Source organism: Brevibacillus halotolerans (assembly GCF_026891775.1).
Classification (GTDB): Bacteria; Bacillota; Bacilli; order Brevibacillales; family Brevibacillaceae; genus Brevibacillus_B; species Brevibacillus_B halotolerans.
This window is the reverse complement of the sequence record NZ_JAPTNK010000083.1, coordinates 1-255: the sequence shown is the minus strand read 5'-3', so window position 1 is coordinate 255 and position 255 is coordinate 1. Positions and strand designations below refer to the sequence as shown.

At 45.5% G+C, this 255-nt stretch carries 1 rRNA gene; it reads right to left on the bottom strand.

What is annotated here, in order from left to right:
- Positions 1-138: 138 nt before the first annotated feature.
- Positions 139-253 (bottom strand): 5S ribosomal RNA (gene rrf / locus O0550_RS24270).
- Between the last annotated feature and the right edge of the window lie 2 nt (positions 254-255).

Genomic DNA, 255 nt, shown 5'->3' with positions numbered 1-255 from the left:
AGTTAAAGGTTTGATCTTTCGATCTACACTAATGCTTGCATGTTCCTACAAAAGTAAGAACGTTTGCCTTGTATGCTTTCTATCATTATCCAGTTTTCAAAGAACAAATATATGGATCAGTAACCTTTAAGGTTACCGGCCTGGCAACGTCCTACTCTCCCGGCCCAAATGGGCAAGTACCATCGGCGCTAGAGGGCTTAACGGTCGTGTTCGGAATGGGAACGTGTGTGACCCCTCTGCCATCATCACCAGACA